This window comes from Coprococcus sp. TF11-13 (assembly GCF_003481085.1).
Lineage (GTDB): Bacteria > Bacillota > Clostridia > Lachnospirales > Lachnospiraceae > Coprococcus > Coprococcus aceti.
On the sequence record NZ_QUKK01000001.1, the window covers coordinates 751,057 to 769,788 of the forward strand.

The 18,732-nt window shown below is 44.5% G+C and carries 19 protein-coding genes; all 19 read right to left on the reverse strand.

Annotation, left to right across the window (positions count from 1 at the left end; translation table 11 throughout):
* Positions 1-40: 40 nt before the first annotated feature.
* Positions 41-1,072 carry a patatin-like phospholipase family protein gene (locus tag DXD11_RS03280; protein ID WP_118757759.1) on the reverse strand — a complete coding sequence of 344 codons (1,032 nt, stop codon included), beginning with the start codon at positions 1,070-1,072 and terminating at the stop codon, positions 41-43.
* Between the two features lie 10 nt (positions 1,073-1,082).
* Positions 1,083-1,655 carry a 5-formyltetrahydrofolate cyclo-ligase gene (locus tag DXD11_RS03285; protein ID WP_118757760.1) on the reverse strand — a complete coding sequence of 191 codons (573 nt, stop codon included), beginning with the start codon at positions 1,653-1,655 and terminating at the stop codon, positions 1,083-1,085.
* Positions 1,656-1,663: 8 nt separating this feature from the next.
* Positions 1,664-1,882: a DUF896 domain-containing protein gene (locus DXD11_RS03290; RefSeq protein WP_117874325.1), complete on the reverse strand. Its 219-nt coding sequence runs from the start codon at positions 1,880-1,882 to the stop codon at positions 1,664-1,666.
* Positions 1,883-1,899: 17 nt separating this feature from the next.
* Positions 1,900-2,760, reverse strand: coding sequence for a glutamate 5-kinase (gene proB / locus DXD11_RS03295; RefSeq protein WP_117874222.1), 861 nt, complete (start codon positions 2,758-2,760; stop codon positions 1,900-1,902).
* Positions 2,753-4,396 carry an NAD(P)/FAD-dependent oxidoreductase gene (locus tag DXD11_RS03300; RefSeq protein WP_118757761.1) on the reverse strand — a complete coding sequence of 548 codons (1,644 nt, stop codon included), beginning with the start codon at positions 4,394-4,396 and terminating at the stop codon, positions 2,753-2,755. Before DXD11_RS03300 ends, proB begins: the two co-directional genes overlap by 8 nt.
* Complete coding sequence (locus DXD11_RS03305) at positions 4,383-5,627, reverse strand: aminoacetone oxidase family FAD-binding enzyme (protein ID WP_118757762.1); 1,245 nt, start codon at positions 5,625-5,627, stop codon at positions 4,383-4,385. Before DXD11_RS03305 ends, DXD11_RS03300 begins: the two co-directional genes overlap by 14 nt.
* Positions 5,628-5,664: 37 nt before the next feature.
* Positions 5,665-6,072 (reverse strand): hypothetical protein, encoded by a 408-nt coding sequence (locus DXD11_RS03310; RefSeq protein WP_117548975.1) that lies wholly within the window; start codon positions 6,070-6,072, stop codon positions 5,665-5,667.
* Between the two features lie 90 nt (positions 6,073-6,162).
* The gene (locus DXD11_RS03315) at positions 6,163-7,260 is read right to left on the reverse strand and encodes a DUF3048 domain-containing protein (protein WP_015534912.1); all 1,098 of its coding nucleotides are present in this window, start codon (positions 7,258-7,260) and stop codon (positions 6,163-6,165) included.
* The gene (gene ybeY, locus DXD11_RS03320; protein WP_015534911.1) at positions 7,247-7,759 is read right to left on the reverse strand and encodes an rRNA maturation RNase YbeY; all 513 of its coding nucleotides are present in this window, start codon (positions 7,757-7,759) and stop codon (positions 7,247-7,249) included. Before ybeY ends, DXD11_RS03315 begins: the two co-directional genes overlap by 14 nt.
* Position 7,760: 1 nt before the next feature.
* Complete coding sequence (locus tag DXD11_RS03325) at positions 7,761-8,783, reverse strand: PhoH family protein (RefSeq protein WP_022216489.1); 1,023 nt, start codon at positions 8,781-8,783, stop codon at positions 7,761-7,763.
* 28 nt (positions 8,784-8,811) lie between these two features.
* Positions 8,812-10,083 (reverse strand): sporulation protein YqfD, encoded by a 1,272-nt coding sequence (locus DXD11_RS03330; RefSeq protein ID WP_118757763.1) that lies wholly within the window; start codon positions 10,081-10,083, stop codon positions 8,812-8,814.
* Positions 10,084-10,087: 4 nt separating this feature from the next.
* Positions 10,088-10,363, reverse strand: coding sequence for a YabP/YqfC family sporulation protein (locus tag DXD11_RS03335; protein ID WP_015534910.1), 276 nt, complete (start codon positions 10,361-10,363; stop codon positions 10,088-10,090).
* Positions 10,364-10,475: 112 nt separating this feature from the next.
* Positions 10,476-10,652: a 30S ribosomal protein S21 gene (gene rpsU, locus DXD11_RS03340; RefSeq protein ID WP_004851031.1), complete on the reverse strand. Its 177-nt coding sequence runs from the start codon at positions 10,650-10,652 to the stop codon at positions 10,476-10,478.
* Positions 10,653-10,800: 148 nt separating this feature from the next.
* Positions 10,801-13,464, reverse strand: a complete 2,664-nt coding sequence (gene alaS, locus DXD11_RS03345; RefSeq protein ID WP_117548978.1) for an alanine--tRNA ligase — start codon at positions 13,462-13,464, stop codon at positions 10,801-10,803.
* 18 nt (positions 13,465-13,482) lie between these two features.
* On the reverse strand, positions 13,483-14,757 hold the full coding sequence (gene hisIE / locus DXD11_RS03350; RefSeq protein ID WP_118757764.1) for a bifunctional phosphoribosyl-AMP cyclohydrolase/phosphoribosyl-ATP diphosphatase HisIE: 1,275 nt from the start codon (positions 14,755-14,757) through the stop codon (positions 13,483-13,485).
* Between the two features lie 17 nt (positions 14,758-14,774).
* Positions 14,775-15,377, reverse strand: coding sequence for an imidazoleglycerol-phosphate dehydratase HisB (gene hisB / locus DXD11_RS03355; RefSeq protein ID WP_015534907.1), 603 nt, complete (start codon positions 15,375-15,377; stop codon positions 14,775-14,777).
* Positions 15,378-15,414: 37 nt separating this feature from the next.
* Entirely contained in the window at positions 15,415-16,707 is a 1,293-nt protein-coding gene (gene hisD / locus DXD11_RS03360) for a histidinol dehydrogenase (RefSeq protein WP_117548980.1), read from the reverse strand.
* A gap of 50 nt (positions 16,708-16,757) precedes the next feature.
* Positions 16,758-17,408, reverse strand: coding sequence for an ATP phosphoribosyltransferase (gene hisG / locus DXD11_RS03365; RefSeq protein WP_055144488.1), 651 nt, complete (start codon positions 17,406-17,408; stop codon positions 16,758-16,760).
* A gap of 58 nt (positions 17,409-17,466) precedes the next feature.
* Positions 17,467-18,717 (reverse strand): ATP phosphoribosyltransferase regulatory subunit, encoded by a 1,251-nt coding sequence (gene hisZ / locus DXD11_RS03370; protein ID WP_117548981.1) that lies wholly within the window; start codon positions 18,715-18,717, stop codon positions 17,467-17,469.
* Positions 18,718-18,732 lie beyond the last annotated feature (15 nt).

The following is an 18,732-nucleotide window of genomic DNA, read 5'->3' on the forward strand; positions in this document are numbered from 1 at the left end:
CCTTATCTATTTCTTTAAAGCTGCGTAAATCCGACTGGAGTTATTCCTCTATGCCTAGCTTACCAAGTATCCTGCCTATGTTATCCATAGTATCTTTCACACCAGAATCCGCAGCATCCATCCTCATCTGAGTCTGTATATCTGCAAGATCAATGTCTCTGTAATGATCCAGAGCCGCAATATAATCAGGGTCATGCTCAAAATGAACTTTCAGGGCTCTCATGGCATCCCTGTATCCTAGCATACTTCTAAACTTGATCGAATTTGCTGTGAAATTCAACGTTCCGTCTATCAGATCACCCAGACTAACGCTTGGATATATCTCTATGACATCCGCATCAGGATACGGCGACAGATTCTTCTTCGAATCAGGGTTGAGTCCGCACACAACGATATTCCTGCATCCCATATCATACAAAGGCTTCACCGGAACATTGTCGGCGAGACCGCCATCACAATACTCCTTATCGTTATAAGTCACAGACTCATAGAGCATAGGCAGGGTGGATGATGCCATGACAACTGTCCTGATCTCCTCCGCATCCATTCCTGCAAGGCTTATATACTCAGCCTGTCTTTCGCCCTCCTGCACACACTCAGCTATGGCTGCATACACGGTGACCTGTCCATCAGACAGCTTTCCATAATCCACATAGCTGTCCATGAGCCTTATCATCTCTCTGCGTGACATGAATCCAGGCTTATCATTGAACATCAGATCAGGATCAACGTCAAACACCGTCTCAAAATGTATTTTCTTCCATGCCTCCTCGCTTCTGTCAGGATCATTGCACGCGAAGAGCACGGCATTTATCGCACCTATGGAAGTTCCTGATATGGCTGTAACCTTGTCCATAAGTCCATACTCTGCAAGTGCTCTGTACACCCCGAGCTGGTACGCTCCTTTACCGCCGCCGCCGCCAAGGCACAGCGCATAGCTGTCAGCAATATCACCTGACTGAGTGCGTCCTGTAACTTTTCCGGCATCATCCGCCCCGGCATTTTGCAACTTATCCATCTGTATCTTCTTTTCAAGTTCAGCGATCTTTGCTGTTATCTCGTCTCTGTTCATTGACCCTCCATTATGATATAACTTCCGATTCTGTTACTATGATATGTGGTCTGATATCTGTAGGTTCACTGTCTATCTTATCAACTATCTGGAATTCATACGCCAGTGCCACCGTGACAAGCCCTGCATGCCTCGCCAGATATCTGTCGTAATACCCTCCGCCAAAGCCTATACGGTTGCGGCTGTGATCAAATGCAATCCCGGGCATGAACATAAGCCCATCTTCGATCTCCTCAAAATCATCAGAAACCGGTTCGAGTATCCCAAAGTTTCCGGATGTAAGTTCCCCGTAGTCTGTGATCTCAATAAACTCCATGTCTTGTCCATAAACCTTTGGAACATATACATGCTTTCCGTCCGACCACGCCTTCTCAACTATGAGCCTTGTATCCACTTCATTCCCTTTGGAGATGTATGCACATATATTGATGGCATTCACATATTCAGGAAGCGCTGACAGCCGTCTGCATATAAGCTCGGATCTCTGCGCACGATCATCCCTGTCCATGGCATTTCTGACCGCTTTTATTCTTTTTCTTATAACTTCCTTGCTGCCGGAATTTACACTATCCTCGCTATTCATAAGCCAGCCTATGCCTTTCTGGTAGGATCAAGGTCCTGAAGTCTGGTTATGGAACCGTCCTTCTCCTTGATGTCTATATTGTTGAGCGTGTTCCTGAGATTATTCTTCACCGCAAATATATATTCCTGCCTTAACTGCTGTTGCTCTTTCTTCTCAGCGTCAGTGAGCCCCTCAGCCTTGGACTTGTGATATAATTCATTTATACGTGCGATCTTTGCCGCATCGATTATCGTCTCTTTCATAACTATATAAGATACTCCTTATTCAAAATAAATCTGACAACGTCAAAGTCATGATCCTTATATGCCGTGAACAGAGTTCCTATACTTTCTCCGTTCATTACCTTAACAATATTGTCCATATCCGCTCCGGATACTATGACCATATCCGAATTGGAGTTGGTTGCTATCCTTGCGGCTGCGATCTTGGTCGTCATTCCGCCGGTTCCGTACTTGGAGCCTGCGCCCTTACCCATATCCATAATGTGATCATCTATGCAGTTCACCTCTGGTATCAGTTTTGCATCAGGGTTACTATGTGGATCATCAGTGTACAGACCATCTATATCCGTGAGAAGTATCAGAAGATCTGCATGGATCATGGATGCAACTATGGCAGACAGTGTATCATTGTCGCCAAATGCCACGCTGTCATCCAGCTCATCGATGGCAACCGTATCGTTTTCATTGACGATCGGTACTACACCGAGCTGAAGAAGCTCATTGAATGTATTTATGGCGTTCTTTCTTCTCTCATCGGATGATATAACGTCAAATGTCAGCAGGACCTGGGCAGCTGTGCTGTGGTACTCCTGAAAAAGCTTCTGATATATCATCATAAGCTGTCCCTGTCCCACTGCAGCACACGCCTGTCTGAGCGAGGTCGTCTTAGGTCTTCTGGCAAGTCCCAGCGCCTGTACTCCGACTCCGATGGCTCCCGATGATACGAGGACCACATCCTTGTCCTGATTTCTCAGATCACATATGATGCGCACCAGCTTCTCAAGCTTTGTATAGTCAAGTCCACCCGTCTCCTCGTGAATAAGTGAAGATGAACCAATCTTTATTACTATCTTTTTCTTGTCTTTCAAATACTCTCTATCCATTTATATTCTCCTGTGTACCGTCTGTTATTGCCTCATTGCTGAATCTGGATGCTATGGCCTCGGCCACCTTCATACCATCGACAGCGGCTGAGGTTATTCCCCCTGCATAGCCCGCGCCTTCCCCGCACGGGTATATACATGTCCCCTCACAGCGCAGCTCATCGCCTCGTATCATACGAACAGGTGATGAGGTTCTGGCCTCGATTCCTGAGAGAACTGCATCGTCAGATGAGTATCCCGGCATCCTCTTATCAAAGGACACAACTCCTTCTATTATAGCATCCTTTATATACTCTGGCAAACAGCATTTGAGGCTTGTGAGCCTGTATTTACCCTTAATCTGAGGCTTAACACCGCCCAGCTTTTCCGTAGGAATATCCCTTCTGTAATCTCCGAAGAGCTGCACCGGAACAGCCCCCTGTCCGGCCTCGTATGCGGCCTTCTCCCATCTTCTCTGAAACTTCATTCCCGCAAGAGGATGATCTGACCCGTAATCCTCCGGGGTAACATTTACCACAATGGCGCTGTTGGAATTCTCACCATCCCTGCCGCTGTAGCTCATACCATTCACACACGTCTCACCGTGCTCGGATGATGCATTCACTACGTAACCTCCAGGACACATACAGAATGAATATACAGCCCTGCCATTTGACGCCTGATGCGTCATCTTGTAGTCTGCCGCCGGCAGCAGCTTTGCATACGCCGGATCATCGCCATACTTCATGATATCTATATCTGCTCGCTTGTGTTCGATACGAAGTCCCATGGCAAATGGCTTTGGTTCCATCGGAACACCTTTTTTGTAAAGCATCTCCACAGTATCCCTTGAACTGTGTCCAAGTGCCAGAACAAGGGCATTTGTCCTGTATTCCTTCTCACTGCCATCTGAAAGGTTCTTTATATGTACACACACCTCATCCTGTGTGATCTGATCATAACCGGTAAAAAGTGAATCAAAATGTACCTCTCCGCCAAGTCTCTTTATATCCTCACGCATATTCCTTACAATACCAGACAGCACATCAGTGCCCACATGTGGCTTATTTATATACATTATGGACGGATCTGCACCATACTCCACAAATGTCCGCATGGCCTCAGTGCGTCTGCCCGAGCCATCCTTTATGACCGTATTCAGCTTGCCGTCCGAAAAGGTTCCTGCGCCGCCCTCTCCAAACTGTACATTACAATTTGGATCAAGTCCTTCCTCACCCTTCCAGAATCTCTCTATATGCTCCATTCTCCTGTCAACATCCATGCCGCGCTCAAAAACAACCGGTCTGTATCCGGCTCTGGCAAGATACAGTGCAGCAAATAAGCCACCCGGTCCTGTTCCTATCACCACAGGCCTATAGGTCATTTTGACATTTCCCGGCTCTGGAAATCTATATTGGGTAGCATTTGTTAACATAACATTATTATTGTGAAGTCTTTTCAATAATTTTTCCGGATTCGGAACATCCACATCTATGGATGCAATATATTTCACCTGGTTTCTCCGCCTGTCATCAAGAGACAGCTTGAAAAAAATATACTCAAACTCCTTATCTGTCTTCAGCGTCTTTTTAATAACACTTCTAACATCTGCCTCTGTAAATCCAAGTTGCAGTTTTACATTGTTAATTCTGATCATCTTTTATTCTCTTTCCTGCAGACTCCCCAGCTCTCATGCCGCTTATAACAGCCCACATTATATTATATCCACCACATTTGCCGGTCACATCGACATACTCTCCAGCGGCGTATAAGCCTCTGTGTCCATCAAGTTCCAGGTTATCTGCCCTGAGCTGCAATGTGTCAACTCCACCGCTTGCCGCCTGGCTGTCCTCATAGCTGCCGAATCCATCTATGTTGAATCTCATATGTTTGAGCATATCACATATGGATGTTATATCAGCCGCGTCAAGTCCGGCTGCTTCAGAAGCTTTGATACCAAGACTTTTTATAATATACCCGGCGATCTTCTCGTTGACAATACCATTGAGCATCGCCTCGACTCTCCGTCTGCCATTTACCTCGGCAAATCGTCTCATCCTGTCCGCCAACATATCATCACTGATGTCCGGAACAAGTTCAAGTTCTATGTATGGCTTTTTGCCAGTCTCCATCAGGTCTATACACTGTATACTCATATTAAAAACCGCTATGCCCGAAAGATATCCCGATGCAAACTGGACCTCGCCTCTCTCGTGGTCATACTCCTCGCCATCACACATTAGGCGGACAACAGCCTTTGCACGTACCCCTGACATATCAGATATATATTCATGGCATTTTAATTTACACAGAGCCGGATGCGGTTTCACAAACCGTACATTCAGATCATCCAGAAGTCTGTATACTCTATCAGATCCGCCAAGCTTTGGCGCAGCCGCACCTCCGGGTGCAAGTATCACCTGGGTCGTCCTATACCCGCCTTTGTCTGTGTCTACAATATATATACCATCTTTTCCCTGTTTTATACTCAGGACTTCCTCCGATGTGCTGTTTTCTATACCAAGAATTTTGAGTCTGTCCGTCAGTGCCCACACTATGGTAGATGCCTGCAGCGATGCAGGATATATATATCCATTATCATCATAGCTGTAAACACCAAGACTTTCAAAAAAATCCATGACATCATTATGACTGTCCGTTGTTACGAACTGAAATGGGAAAAATTCATTTGCACTGGAATAGCACGACAGATCAAGCTTTGTATTTGCAATGTTGCATTTGCCATTTCCCGTCGCATACAGCTTCTTTCCGAGTTTTTTGTTTTTATCTATAAGCTTTACCGAAGCCGATGGTGCTGTCTCTTTTGCTTTTATTGCGGCTGTCATCCCAGCCGGGCCACCGCCGATAACTATAATATCATAAATCATTCCGATACACCTTTCCCATAATCATTTATCATACGTTTTACAGGCTGTCAATAAACCTGTTCATGTCATCTATATCATTGAAATACACGTGCTTGTGGATCAGTTCTCTTATACGTTTGTCCAATGAATCCACTGTACGAGTCGTCTCCCTGCAAAGACTGCCAAATCTGTTGTACACCGCCACATGTCCATTATAAGTGCTCACATAGAAACTGCCATGTGGTGTTCCACCCTCAGCAGCAATCACGAGCCCTCCGTAAAGCTCCGGTTCACTCTCATTTGATATGGGTAATATATGCCCGCTATCCGTACCGTCAAATTCTCTATACACACTTTTACTGTCTCCGGATCTGCACGCCGTGCTCACCACGATCTCTCTAGTTATAAAAGATAACACAAATACCGCTATAATGATAACAAAAAAATATATAATTCTTTTAAACATTACCACACCTTCTCTTCATAACAAAAAACAGAAGACAGGATATTCCATCCCATCTTCTGTCCTTGTTAATATATGTGGTTTATGTCTGTATTATTCCCATACAACTCCGGCCTTATTATCACTCTCAAATACTGTGACATAGGTCTTGCCCGGATTGAGCTGAAGTTCTTTTCCATCTGCTGTTGAATATTTTGTCACGGAGTCATCGGTTGACTTTGTCCATGTGATAGGAACGATCTTTCCATCTGAAACATAGTATCCGTCTCCTGTGCCAACGAGATCGATCATCTGTCTGTCGTGATCATCAATGCTGGTGTAGTGAGCAAACTGTATGATGATATTCTTAAATGTGAGCTGCTTTCCTGTGAGGTCATCGATCTGCTTGTCACCATACTGGAATCTGTTATATACCTTATTCTTTGAATCATATTCAAACCAAGGCTGTGTGTAAACTGACATGTTGAGTGTGAGCTTATTTACAGACTCGCCCTCAGGAACCGTATCTTCCTCATTGAACTCAAACTTGCTCTTGTATCCCTTGTTGTGGGTAGTTGAGCATCCAAGATAATCAAGACCAGCCTTGATCATATCGCTGTTTGTGTACACATTGTGTGGAGCCTCGCGGTCTGATGATCTGTAGAAAGATACAGATCCTTCTCCACCAAGTCCGCTTATATGATCTATTCCTGTCCTGTCAAGCTCCTCCTGTCCCTGTGGAGACTGACCATAATGCATGTATATAGCATCAAACTCCATGGCAGTTGTAACATAGTAAGGTCTGCAGCTTCTGATCGAACCGACCTTCTCAAGATTGTCATAGTCGTTGAATATTGCAAGCATTCTTGTTATTCCGCCCTCAACGACAAACTCATATAAAACATCAGCCTGGCCTATGCCTGACTGAGGAATCGCATTCTCAATATTGTTGATCATTATAGCGATCGGTCTTCCGTACTCTTCCTTTCTGTCGGTGTTCCACTCGCCTGTAAGATCATTATATACTCCCTCATGGTAAGTCTCATCAACCGCTGTGGCAGACTTCATCATATCGGCCTGTGATACATCCACCTCTGCCTTAGCCTCCGTTGTAGTGACATTCTCCTCCGTTTTCTTCGAGCCGCATCCAAAAAGTGATAATCCCATCACAAGAGCGGTTGCCAGAACTAATCCCGTCTTAATTCTCCTCATAGTCTCTTGTATATCCTTTCATTGTAAGTATTTTTTCCTGCATCTCTTCCATGACCCTGCGCTCATCGTCCTCCATATGGTCATATCCTGACAAATGGAGCATGCTATGGGCTACAAGAAAAGCCAGCTCTCTCGTCTTTGAGTGATTGTACTCAGTTGCCTGCTCATACACCTTATCAATAGATATAACGATATCTCCCAATAGCAGTTCATCTGTAGTAAGATCAAAGTAGTCACACCGGCTATCCTCGAGACCATCAAAGTTTCCAGGAATTGTATAATCAATCAGTGGAAATGACAGAACATCTGTCGCTCTGTCTATATTCCTCTGCTGGTTATTGATTTCATGTATGGAGTCATTGTCCGTGAGCAGCACGTTCACCTCGCAGGGATATGGACACCCAACGAATTCCAGCGAAGCCTGGACGATACTTGTTATGACATCCTCATAATTCTTAATATCAATATCTCCATACTCATTCTCAATATTAACTGACATATTATTTTCCTCTGTTTTTCTGAGCAGTTGTGGTTTTTCTAGGCTTTGCCTGTCTGCTCCTCTTATCCTCATATTTCTCATACGCATTTACGATCTTCTGCACCAAAGGATGTCTCACAACATCAAGACTCGTCAGATGGCAAATGCTTATGTCATCAATATCCTTTAACACCTTGAGTGCAACATCAAGACCTGACTGCGCGTCGTGTGGAAGATCCTTCTGTGAAAGGTCTCCTGTTATTATGGCCTTTGAGCCAAATCCTATTCTGGTAAGGAACATCTTCATCTGGGCAGGAGTGGTATTCTGGGCCTCATCCAGCACAATATACGCATTATCAAGAGTTCTTCCTCTCATGTAGGCAAGAGGAGCAACCTCGATCAGTCCCTTTTCCATATTCTTCATAAATGCATCAGCACCCATTATCTCATACAATGCATCATAGAGCGGCCTAAGATAAGGATCAACCTTGCTCTGAAGGTCACCCGGAAGAAATCCCAGTTTCTCACCGGCCTCTATGGCCGGCCTTGTAAGTATGATCCTTCCAACCTCATTATTCTTAAATGCCGTTATGGCTTTTGCCATGGCAAGATAAGTCTTTCCTGTTCCGGCAGGGCCCACTCCGAATACTATCATGGACTTTTCTATTGAATTGACATATGTTCTCTGTCCGACAGTCTTCGGTTTGATCGGCTTGCCGCTCATCGTGTGACAGATTATGTCCCTGTCAAGCTCAGCAAGACTCTCCTTAGCCTCCTGCGGGTGTTCATTGACTATCGATATAGTGTAGTCTACCTTCTGTTCATCGATGGACGAGCCACGGTCTGCCATCTGGAAGAGCTGTTCTATAACCTGAATAGACTTCTTCACACCTTCCTCGGAGCCGCTGACCTTAAGCTTGTCATCGCGAAGTATCATTGACACACTGTATTCTTTCTCAATCTTTTTTATATTGGCATCAAACTGTCCAAACACAGTCTGTATATAGTTTGATGCAACAGTTACGGATTCTGAATATTCGCTCAATACTTGTATCCCCTGTCATTATTATTTGTCAGTCAGGCTCCACCTCTTCGCTCCCCGATGTATTGTTTACGTCAATATATCTCGGCACAGCAACCGGAAGTCTGATACTGATATCGCCTTCAGCCGAAGCCTCACCGCGTTCATTAGTAATAATAACATTTTTTCGGACAATTTGCACCCCTTTTTCTTGCATTTTGCCAATATAAACATGCAGATGCTGGTTAAGTCTGTCTTTCTGCTCCTTCTCCGTAAGCTTACGTGTATTTACTTTATAGAATACTTTTCGCTCTATATTCACGGATAACGGAAAATACATATCGCCGATATGCAGCCGTTTTTCCTCGGCGGAAAGGTCGTATGAGCCGTCGGAGGCAGCAGTTTTATACGGAGTAAATACCCGGCGTCCAAGTTTTATATCTACTTTATTTATCTCCCTGTCTGTAGTCTCCTTTTCCTGGAGCTCGCTCTCAACCACATCTCTGTATTCTACATCGCAAATACCATATATCTCTCCGGAAGCAGGTACAAATACCGTATCCACAACCTCACTGTCATCATTGCATATGTTAACTGTTCCTGATATAAGAGTATCCCCTCTTTTCACTTCATCTCCTACTAATGCAACAGGCGTCCCCGCCGATGCAACAATGGAATAGATCGTACAATCCATTGTTGCCACGAGGTCACACGGTCTGTCAACTTCCGGAACTGTAAAGACATCCGCGGACTCCTTAAGCGCAACGGTAAGCTTTGTCCCACTGATGCTGCAGGACGCCCAGCATATCTCACCAAGATTATCCGTCAGCATGTCTGTCAGCTCACTCAGATCAATACTCTTTTTCCGATGTCCATAGCACGGATACTCCATCTCAATAAGATTTTCAACTTCCTCACTTGTATAATCCTCACATCCATCAATTTCTATGTACCATACATACCCTGATTCCCAGTATACAAACAGCAAAAACAATAAAACTCCGAGCAATATCGAGATTCTCTTCCTATTGCCCAGCAAAACGGTTCTCAGAGTCTTCTTCTCAGCTATTCGGATATCTATCATACATTTGTCCGCTATCTCTTCAAGTCTTTTTCTGTCATCGGAGTATATGCAGAAGTTTTCCGCCTTGCCATTCCATTTACTGTCATTCTGTTTACTGCCATTCTTTTTTCTGTTCTTCTTTACATCCCTCTCGCACCATGTACGTATTCCTTTATGGCTGCATATATTCATCAGGCGCAGAGCTGCGCGGCTGTCACAGCTCACATAGCACACACCTCTTATTTCCCTTCTAATATTCATACAGTCACACTGTCAGCCAATCTACACTGTTTATCGAACCGCATATTTTCACTTCATAGGATGCGTAGTAAGCGATCTGTAATCTTTCCCCATATATATTCAATATCCCTTTCCGGGTCTTAACAGACACTCTCTCGTCGTCAGAGTAGATCACATGTCTGAAATTCTCTATCACCAGCTCATCATTGTTGAACATTGTGAGTCTGGAGGTCGTTCCCGCCGAGTCCGGACACCAGCACGGAGGTTCAAATGCTATAACTTTTTTCGCTCTGTCTTTCATGAATACCACCATAACGCTTTTGGAACATTATATGAATACACATAAAAAAAGAGTACCGAATAAACTCGGTACTCTTAGAAATCAATTTAAAATCAAATATATATACTATGATTTATTTGTACTTGCGCTTTCTAGCTGCCTCTGACTTCTTCTTACGCTTTACACTAGGCTTTTCGTAATGCTCTCTCTTACGAATCTCCTGCTGAATACCAGCCTTCGCACAATTTCTCTTAAATCTGCGAAGAGCGCTATCTAAGTTTTCGTTCTCTTTAACTATTACACTTGACATTCTCTCACCTGACCTCCCTCCAGTTGTAAAATTATGCTACCAAATAACAACTGATTGGGTATTTTTAAGCACAAAATGTATTATATACATAAAATTCCTAATCGTCAACAGGAAAATGACAAATTAATAAAATATCTGTCACGAAACCTTAAGCTATCTGATTCTGAGCCTCTGTAACCGCCTGGGCAAGAGCTGCCTCGATTCCATCAGGATTCTTTCCACCGGCCTGAGCCATGTTAGGACGACCACCGCCGCCACCACCTACAAGGCCAGCCACGGCCTTGATGATATTACCGGCATGGGCTCCCTTAGCAACTGCGCCGTCTGTAGCCATGGCAATGAGATTTACCTTGCCATCCTTTGCAGATGCAAGAACAACAACGCTGTCACCAAGCTTGCTCTTGAAGTCATCTCCGAGGTTTCTCAGTGAATTCATATCTGTATCTGGGATAGCCGCTGTGAGGATCTTGATTCCGTCCTTGTCTATAGCACTTGAAAGAACGTCTCCAGCTGCCTCCTTTGCCATCTTATCCTTGAGCTTCTTATTCTCATTCGTAAGCTCCTTAACCTCTGCAAGAAGCTGTTCTATTCTTGATGCCACACCATGGATATCAGTCTTAGCTGCCTTTGCAGCATCCATGAGCTCCTGCTCTACATTTCTGTAGTAATCAAGTGCTCCGACAGATGTAAGTGCCTCGATACGTCTTGTACCTGCGGCCACACCGGCCTCTGATATGATCTTGAATGTCTTTATGGCTCCTGTGCTGGCAACATGTGTACCACCGCAGAGCTCCTTTGAGAAGTCTCCCATTGATACCACACGGACCTTCTCACCATACTTCTCACCAAACAGAGCCATGGCTCCGGTCTTCTTAGCCTCATCTACAGACATTACATCCGTGCATACAGGTATATCGAGCTGGATCTGCTCATTTACAATATCCTCAACCTTCTTGATCTCTTCCTTAGTCATCGCCTGATCATGTGAAAAGTCGAATCTCAGTCTTCCCGGCTCAACGAGTGAACCTGCCTGCTCTATATGATCTCCGAGAACCATCTTGAGTGCTCTCTGAAGAAGATGTGTTGCGGAATGGTTGTTACATATGAGTGCTCTGTTCTCAGCATCAACTGTGAGTTCTGCCTCATCACCAACATTGAGTTCGCCTGACTCAACATAACCGATATGTGCGATCTTGCCGCCTACAACCTTGACAGTATCCTCAACAACGAATGTACCGTTCTCTGTCTTGATGATTCCCTTATCACCGATCTGACCACCCATGGTAGCGTAGAAAGGTGTCTCAGGAACTATAACTGAAGCCTGTGCTCCCTCAGATACAGTATCTGCAAGAACTGACTTCTTATCATCACCCTCACCAACCTCTGTTGTGATGGCTGATATAGTTGACTTGTATGTCAGCTTGTCATATCCGACAAACTCAGATGTCATGTCAACAGGAAGCTGCTCATATACGGTTGCGTCTGCACCCATGTATGTTGTGGTCTTTCTGGCCTTTCTTGCAGTCTCCTTCTGGATATTCATGCACTCGGTGAATCTGTCCTCATCAACCTCGATCCCCTCCTCCTCGAGGATCTCCTTTGTGAGATCAAGAGGGAATCCATAGGTGTCATAGAGCTTGAATGCCTTGTCACCTGAGAGAACCTTCTCACCTGCAGCCTTAGTCTCGTCTATATAATCCTTGAGGATCGCAAGACCTGTATCTATGGTCTTATTGAAGCTCTCCTCTTCCTTGTCTATCTTATTGAAGATATATTCCTTCTTCTCACTGAGTTCAGGATATGCATCCTCTGACACCTCGATAACTGTCTTTGCAAGCTCTGACAGGAACTTGCCATTGATGCCGAGAAGTCTTCCGTGTCTTGCAGCACGTCTGAGAAGACGTCTAAGAACATAACCACGGCCCTCGTTCGATGGAACGATACCATCTGATGTCATGAATGTAACTGAACGGATATGATCAGTTATAAGTCTAATCGATACATCCTTCTCATGATCTGTCTCATATTCCACGCCTGCCATCTCACATACCTTGTCGCGGAGAGCCTTGATCGTATCAACATCAAATATAGAATCAACATCCTGAACAATAACTGCGAGTCTCTCAAGACCCATACCTGTATCTATGTTCTTCTGCTCAAGCTCTGTGTAGTTGTTGTGTCCGTCATTGTTGAACTGTGTAAATACATTGTTCCAAACCTCCATGTATCTGTCACAGTCACAGCCTACAGTACAGCCGGGCTTACCGCAGCCATACTTCTCACCTCTGTCATAGTAAACCTCTGAACAAGGACCACAAGGACCAGCTCCGTGCTCCCAGAAGTTGTCCTCCTTGCCGAATCTGAATATACGGTCAGCATCGACACCGATCTCCTTATTCCATATATCAAATGCCTCATCGTCATCCTGGTAAACCGATGGATAGAGTCTGTTCTTGTCAAGTCCTACAACCTCTGTGAGGAACTCCCATGTCCATGATATAGCCTCATGCTTGAAATAATCGCCAAATGAGAAATTACCCAGCATCTCAAAGAATGTACCATGACGGGCTGTCTTACCTACATTCTCGATATCTCCTGTTCTGATACACTTCTGACATGTTGTCACACGTCTTCTAGGTGGTACCTCCTGACCTGTAAAGTAAGGCTTAAGTGGTGCCATACCTGAATTGATCAGCAGTAAGCTGTTGTCATTGTGTGGAATAAGTGAAAAGCTCTTCATTCTAAGATGACCCTTGCTCTCCATGAATTCCAGGAACATTTTTCTCAGTTCGTTCACGCCATAATTTTGCATTGTCTAATATCCTCCACTCTATCTTCTGTCAGCCAGTTCTTCTGTAATATCTTTCCAGCTGATTCCTCTCTCTACCATCAGACACATGAGATGATAAAGGAAGTCAGATATTTCATATTTTATATCCTCTGAATCAGGATTCTTGGCAGCTATGACTATCTCCGTAGCTCCCTCACCGACCTTCTTCAGGATCTTGTCAATACCCTTGCCGAACAGATAATTGGTATAAGAATCATCTCCTGGCTGATCCTTTCTGTCGCGTATGGTATTGTATACCTCCTCGAATACCTTCATAGGATTGGTATCATTGTACTCCTTTCTCACCAGATCTGTAAAGAAACAAGTACGGCTGCCTGTATGACACGCAGCTCCTATTTGTGACACCTTGGCAAGTATGGTGTCCTTGTCACAGTCTATCGAAAGAGATTTGACAAACTGATAATGACCGGATGTATCACCCTTGGTCCACAACTCATTGCGGCTGCGGCTCCAGTATGTCATGCGTCCTGTTCTGATGGTCTTCTCATACGACTCCTTGTTCATATAAGCGACCATGAGCACTTCACCGGTCTTATAGTGCTGTGTAACACATGGAATAAGTCCATCCGAATTGAGTTTGAACGCCTCAAAAGGCATGGACGATTCAAACAGATCCACATCTATATTTGCCTCACGGCAACGCTGTTTAATCTCCATTATATCCATCTTCTGGAGATTGTACAGAGAAATTGATTCAGCATTTGTCTCATTGAGCATCTCTGCCACAGCTTCCCCGTTAGTGGAATATGTAGAAACTATAACAGGAAGTGCAACATTTTCTCTTATGGATTTTACTATATCCAGATATTCCGGCACCATGTTGTTGTGAAGCAGCAAAAGTTCTCCCGCTCCAAGCGCCTTCAGTTTTCTGGCATATCCGACAGGATCATCACACTCACTCAGATCTATAGTACAGATTATTCGCTCTGAACCAAATCTGTCAGAAGCCTCAGTGACAAGCTCCGGCGTGTTCAGTGCCGCAGATTTCATACATACCTTGGATGCACCTGCATACAGAAGCTTCTTGACATCTTCAAGCTCCCTCACACCGCCACAGGCAATAAGTGGAATATCAACACTGTCACATATCTGTCTTATAATGGCAACATTGGGTTCTCTGCCATCTTTTGTTGCCTTGCTGTCAAAATAAGCTATCTCATCAGCTCCGGCATCATTGTAATATTTTGCCATCTCGACCGCATTGTTCAGATCCAGACATGGAATTATCTTTTTGCAGATCATATCATTATCCATAGTGAACCAGCACCTCCTTAAAGTGTGCCCTTGGTAGAAAGCACCTTTCCGTTTAATCTTCTGTCATAAGTTGTCGCCTCATCAAGAGCCTTCGCAAATGCCTTGAATGCGGCCTCTATGATGTGGTGATCGTTCTCCCCTGAGAACTGCTTAATATTGAGATTCATCTCAGCAGCGTATGATACTGCATAGAAGAATTCCTTGACCATCTGTGTATCGAAGTATCCAACCCTCTCTGTGCGGAGGTTCAGATCATAGACAAGATATGGTCTTCCCGACAGATCTATGGCACACATTACGAGAGTCTCGTCCATCGGCAGGAAGAAATTGCCAAATCTCTTGATGGCCTTCTTGTCTCCAAGAGCCTCCTTGATGGCCTTGCCCAGCACAATTCCCACATCCTCAATGGTGTGGTGACAATCCACATACAGATCCCCCTTGACTGTAACGTTGAGATCAAAGAAACCATGCTTCGCAAAACTTGTGAGCATGTGGTCAAAGAAACCGATTCCTGTGTCGATCTTTGACTGTCCTTTTCCATCTATATTAAACTCGAGGGTTATGTCTGTCTCGTTTGTCGTTCTTGTACATTTGGCGATTCTAGCTGCTTTCTCTGCCATATTCCTGTCTCCTTCCCATATTCTATATCATTATGTCTTATTTTTCAAATCTTACTGCTATTGAATTGGCATGTGCTGTGAGCTGCTCAGCCTTGGCAAATGCTTCAATGTCAGTGTGAACTGCCTCAAGTGCCTCTCTTGAATAGTAGATTATGCTGGATTTCTTGATGAAATCGTCTACTGAAAGCGGTGAGAAGAACTTTGCTGTACCGTTTGTTGGAAGTACATGGTTAGGGCCTGCAAAGTAATCTCCAAGAGGCTCTGATGAGTATTCTCCGATAAATATAGCTCCAGCATTCTTCACTCTTGTCATCACGTCAAATGGATTGGCTGTGACGATCTCGAGATGCTCTGATGCAATGTCGTTGACAGCATCTATGGCATCGCTCATGTTGTCTGCAAGAAGAATATACCCGTAATTGTCTATAGACTTTCTCATTATCTCTTTTCTTGAAAGCTCATCGATGAACTTGTCAACCTGAACTGATACCTTCTCGGCAAGCTCCTCTGATGTGGTCACAAGTATGGCTGATGCCATCTCGTCATGCTCTGCCTGTGACAGCAGATCTGCAGCCACGTATCTAGAATTGGCAGTCTCATCGGCAAGTACCATTACCTCTGATGGGCCGGCTATGGAATCTATGCTGACATGTCCGTATACGGCACGCTTTGCAAGAGCGACAAATATGTTTCCAGGGCCAACTATCTTGTCAACCTTAGGTACTGACTCTGTTCCGTATGCAAGGGCAGCTATGGCCTGCGCGCCGCCTGCCTTGTATATCTCATCCACTCCTGCTTCCTTTGCTGCAACGAGTGTTGTGGCGTACACCTCACCCTCAGCATTACATGGAGTTGTCATGACTATCTTCTCAACGCCTGCAACCTTTGCCGGCATAACATTCATCAGAACTGATGAAGGGTAAACAGCCTTTCCACCCGGAACATAGACACCTACAGATGCAAGTGCTGTAACCTTCTGTCCGAGAAGAGTTCCATTTGGCTTGGAGTCAAACCAGCTATACTGCTTCTGCTTCTCATGGTACTCCCAAATGTTCTTCTTGGCTTTTCTGATAACGTCCAGGAGCTCAGGGCTGACCTGTGTATATGCGTAGTCTATCTCCTCCTGTGTAACCTTCACGTTATCTGCTGTTATTTCTGCCTTGTCGAACTTCTTTGTGTATGAGAAGAGTGCGGCATCACCGTTATCCCTCACATCGTCAACTATTCCCTGTACAGTCTCTGCATAATTACCGAAATTACTTGGACTTCTCTTTAGAAGATTCTTCAGAAGATCCTTCTTTGTCTCTGCATTAAGCTTTACGATTCTCATCTCTGTTATGCCTCCGTGTGATTATCAATTTGTTATATTATCTATATATGTTACTTGTTCTCTTCCTTTATAAGTCTGTTGAGATCTTCCAACAGCTTGTGTATCCTCTCATTCTCCATCTTGAGACTTACCTGGTTCACAACCATGCGGGCTGAGAGTGGACAAACTTCCTCAAGCACCTCAAGTCCATTCTCCCTGAGTGTGCTTCCTGTCTCAACTATATCTACGATCACCTCTGAAAGTCCAACTATAGGAGCGAGCTCCACTGAACCATTGAGCTTGATTATCTCAACTGTCTGGTGCTTACGGTTGTTGAAGTAATCCTTTGCGATCACCGGATACTTACTTGCAACTCTTATTATCTCATTCTTCTTGAGAAGCTCTCTGGCAGATGCCGGCCCGCATACACACATGCGGCACTTTCCGAAACCGAGATCCATGACCTCATACAGGTTTCTTCCCTCCTCAAGTATTGTGTCCTTACCTACAACGCCTATATCGGCCGCACCATATTCTACATAAGTAGGAACATCTGTGGCCTTTGACAGGAAGAACTTCATCTTAAGCTCCTCGTTCACAAATATAAGCTTTCTTGTGTCGGGATCCTTCATCTCCTCACATGTTATACCTATCTGTTCAAGCAGCGCAAGTGTCTTTTTTGCAAGTCGCCCCTTAGCAAGGGCAAATGTTAAATATCTCATCTCTCCATAACCTTTCATCTAATTCAATCTATTCTCAATCAAGCCGTAAAAGTTTCTTCTATAAATTGCCATCCCACTTGGAGTGTGATCGGCTTATCAGATCGTATGCCACCGCATCGCCTGACTGCTCAAAATATATAAGGCCTGAGAAATGTTCTCTTCCCGCATACTCAATATAGTCGTCAACAGATTTCTTCTGTGACTTTCTTATGAGTTCTATCTTCCGTCCCTCACTTCTGAGCTTCATGCCGGCCTTGATCGCCTTGCCCTGATTCTCTATATCATAGAGGATGATCGTATTGGAATAATCCACATCTATGTCTATATTCTGTCTGTTCATGGCCATTATGAGCTCCTCAACAGTGAAGGCAAAACCGATAGACGGTGCATCCTTTCCAAACTGTTTAAGGAGGTTATTGTAACGGCCGCCCTTGACAACAGCGTCACCGGTTCCGTAAGTATATCCGCGGAATATGATTCCTGTATAGTAGTTGTATCCGTCAAGCATACCGAGATCAAAGCTTATGTGATCCTGATATCCATAGCACTCAAGAGCTGCATATACTCTTCTGAGTCTCTTCACAGCTTCAAGTGATGTCTCATTTGACACATATCCCTCTGCCTTGTCAAGCATGGATATTCCGCCGAACAGAGAGTCAAATGCAACAAATGCTTTCTTAAGAGATTCACTTATATCAAGCGCATCCACATATTCCTCAAGTCCGAAGAAGTTCTTGATGTGGATATACTCCTTTATCTGATTCTCCTCGTCCTCACTGATTCCCGACTCAGCCACAAGCCCCTTGAAGTAGTCGATCTGGCCTATCTCGATCTGGAAATCACTGATCCCGATCTCGTTGAAGCAGTCTATCACAGTTGCGATTATCTCAGCGTCAGCAGCGGATGAATCATCATTTACAAGCTCGGCACCGATCTGTGTAACTTCCTTAAGCTTACCCTGAAGCTTAAGTGTATTGGTATATGTGTTACCCGTATAGCAGAGTCTGACCGGAAGCTCCTCATCTGCATAATACTTTGCAACACATCTTGCTATCGAAGGTGTTATATCAGGTCTGAGCACCAGAGTATTGTTGTCCCTGTCAAAGAACTTGTACATCTCATTGGAAGGTGCTGAGCCCTTGTCTCTGTTAAATATATCAAAAAACTCGAATGTAGGTGTCTCTATATCATGATAGCTGTATAACTCCAGAATATGGTGGAGTTCATGCATAACCTTTCTCTTCTTCTTACATTCTACATCGTAGGTGTCCCTCACTCCATCCGGGGTCTGTAACAGTTTGTCCTGCATAATCATATCTCCTTG

Excerpts from the sequence above, each read along its gene's own strand:
- hisZ (WP_117548981.1), bottom strand. The coding sequence starts at position 18,717 with ATGCAGGACAAACTGTTACAGACCCCGGATGGAGTGAGGGACACCTAC.
- DXD11_RS03285 (WP_118757760.1), bottom strand. The coding sequence starts at position 1,655 with ATGAATAGCGAGGATAGTGTAAATTCCGGCAGCAAGGAAGTTATAAGA.
- ybeY (WP_015534911.1), bottom strand. The coding sequence starts at position 7,759 with ATGTCAGTTAATATTGAGAATGAGTATGGAGATATTGATATTAAGAAT.
- DXD11_RS03280 (WP_118757759.1), bottom strand. The coding sequence starts at position 1,072 with ATGAACAGAGACGAGATAACAGCAAAGATCGCTGAACTTGAAAAGAAG.
- hisG (WP_055144488.1), bottom strand. The coding sequence starts at position 17,408 with ATGAGATATTTAACATTTGCCCTTGCTAAGGGGCGACTTGCAAAAAAG.
- hisD (WP_117548980.1), bottom strand. The coding sequence starts at position 16,707 with ATGAGAATCGTAAAGCTTAATGCAGAGACAAAGAAGGATCTTCTGAAG.
- DXD11_RS03305 (WP_118757762.1), bottom strand. The coding sequence starts at position 5,627 with ATGATTTATGATATTATAGTTATCGGCGGTGGCCCGGCTGGGATGACA.
- rpsU (WP_004851031.1), bottom strand. The coding sequence starts at position 10,652 with ATGTCAAGTGTAATAGTTAAAGAGAACGAAAACTTAGATAGCGCTCTT.
- proB (WP_117874222.1), bottom strand. The coding sequence starts at position 2,760 with ATGGATAGAGAGTATTTGAAAGACAAGAAAAAGATAGTAATAAAGATT.
- DXD11_RS03330 (WP_118757763.1), bottom strand. The coding sequence starts at position 10,083 with ATGAATATTAGAAGGGAAATAAGAGGTGTGTGCTATGTGAGCTGTGAC.
- alaS (WP_117548978.1), bottom strand. The coding sequence starts at position 13,464 with ATGCAAAATTATGGCGTGAACGAACTGAGAAAAATGTTCCTGGAATTC.
- DXD11_RS03335 (WP_015534910.1), bottom strand. The coding sequence starts at position 10,363 with ATGAAAGACAGAGCGAAAAAAGTTATAGCATTTGAACCTCCGTGCTGG.
- DXD11_RS03315 (WP_015534912.1), bottom strand. The coding sequence starts at position 7,260 with ATGAGGAGAATTAAGACGGGATTAGTTCTGGCAACCGCTCTTGTGATG.
- DXD11_RS03300 (WP_118757761.1), bottom strand. The coding sequence starts at position 4,396 with ATGATCAGAATTAACAATGTAAAACTGCAACTTGGATTTACAGAGGCA.
- hisIE (WP_118757764.1), bottom strand. The coding sequence starts at position 14,757 with ATGGATAATGATATGATCTGCAAAAAGATAATTCCATGTCTGGATCTG.
- DXD11_RS03310 (WP_117548975.1), bottom strand. The coding sequence starts at position 6,072 with ATGTTTAAAAGAATTATATATTTTTTTGTTATCATTATAGCGGTATTT.
- hisB (WP_015534907.1), bottom strand. The coding sequence starts at position 15,377 with ATGGCAGAGAAAGCAGCTAGAATCGCCAAATGTACAAGAACGACAAAC.